This is a genomic window from Nonomuraea sp. NPDC049269 (genome assembly GCF_043197155.1).
In the GTDB taxonomy this organism is placed as follows: Bacteria; Actinomycetota; Actinomycetes; order Streptosporangiales; family Streptosporangiaceae; genus Nonomuraea.
In genome coordinates this window covers 1-1,506 of record NZ_JBICSO010000029.1, presented here as the reverse complement: position 1 = coordinate 1,506, position 1,506 = coordinate 1, and the positions used below count along the sequence as shown (strand labels likewise).

General features: G+C 68.6%; 1 protein-coding gene. It reads right to left on the bottom strand.

The window, feature by feature from the left end:
• Positions 1 to 57: 57 nt before the first annotated feature.
• Positions 58 to 1,416, bottom strand: coding sequence for an IS256 family transposase (locus tag ACGFNP_RS61020; RefSeq protein ID WP_393334391.1), 1,359 nt, complete (start codon positions 1,414 to 1,416; stop codon positions 58 to 60).
• Positions 1,417 to 1,506: the final 90 nt, after the last annotated feature.

Sequence of the window (1,506 nt, the reverse complement as noted above, 5' to 3'; positions counted from 1 at the left end):
GGTCGCGTCCTCGGAGCGGTGTAAAAGGCTCAACGAGGTAGGTGCCGCGGGTTGATCTTAGGCGGCGGCCGTTTCGGGTGTCGAGTCGGACGCCGTGGTTGCGGCTGGGCGGAGCGGGGTGGGCGGGGAGAGCAGGGCGCGGCGCAAGTCCTGCAGGGTGCGCAGGCCCTTGGAGGTCATGGTGAAGCCGCGCCAGCCGCGGGCGGCGCGGTCCAGGACCGCCCAGACCAGGGAAACGCAGGAGGTCTCGCCGGGGAAGCGGCCGATGACCTTGACGCGGCGGCGGGTTTCGCCGAAGGTGCGCTCGATGAAGTTGGAGTGGCGGATGCGCTTGTGGTGCTCGGCCGGAAAGCGGAGGTAGGTCGTCAGCGAGGCGCGGTCGGTCAGCAGGCTTTTGACCGCCGCTGGGTAGCGGCCGCCCCAGGTGTCGGCGAAGGCGTCGATGCGTTGCTGGACCCAGGCCACCAGGTCTTGGCCCGGCTCGATCTCCTTGTCGTCTTTGTCCAGGCTGCTGGTGTCGAAGATGTTCCAGAAGGCGGCCTTGACCTCGGCCTGGTCGCCGGCACTGACCTTCGACATGACATTGCGGCATTTGTGGATCACGCAGCGCTGGCGCAGTGAGCGGGGAAAGACCTGCTCGGCAGCGGCAATGAGGCCGGGCGCGCCGTCGGAGATGACGAGCAGCGGCGCACGCAGACCCCGGGCCGCCAGGTCGGTCAGGAAGTCGTGCCAGGCGTCAGTCGACTCTGCAGCCGCGGCGGACAGGCCGATGAAGACCGGCTTGCCCTCGGTCGTGATGCCCCAGGCGGCCAGCACCGGCTCGGGGCGCTGCCCGTCATGCATCTTGAAGTGCGAGGCGTCCAGGAACAGATAGTCCAGCTCGATCGCGGTCAGCTCACGACGCGACCAGGCGTCGTACTCGGCCACGATCGCCTGGCAGATCGTCGAGACGGTCGACTTCGACAAGGCGGCCTCGGGTCCGAGCGCATCAGCCAGGGCGCCCTCCACGTCGCGCACCGACAGGCCGCGCACGAAGGAAGCGATGACCAGCGTCTCCAGCGCGTTGGTGCGGGTCACACCGGCGCCAAACAAGCGGGAGGCGAACGCCTCGGTGGTGCCGCGTAGCTTGGGGCGAGCGATGGTCACCGCGCCCGTGGTGGTCTTGACGGTGGTCGGGCAGTGGCCGTTGCGGTGACCGGGCCGTACTGTCTGCTCCTCACCTCCGGCGGTGGCGGCGCGCTGGTAGCGGGCGCGGCCGAGGAAGGCGTCCACCTCGGCTTCGACGGCGGTCTGGATGATCAGGCGGGCACCGAGACGGGCGACGTCCTCGATGACCTCGACCAGATCGCGGCCCTCGGTGAACAGGGCGTCGATCTCGGCGCGGATGGCCTGAACGGGCGGTAGTGTGCGTGCCACGAGCGTAGGTCCTTGCGTAGTGCGAACTTTGGTCGGTTCAGCACGGCAACCTACGCTCGTTCTCTTTTACACCGCATCTCGGACGTGACC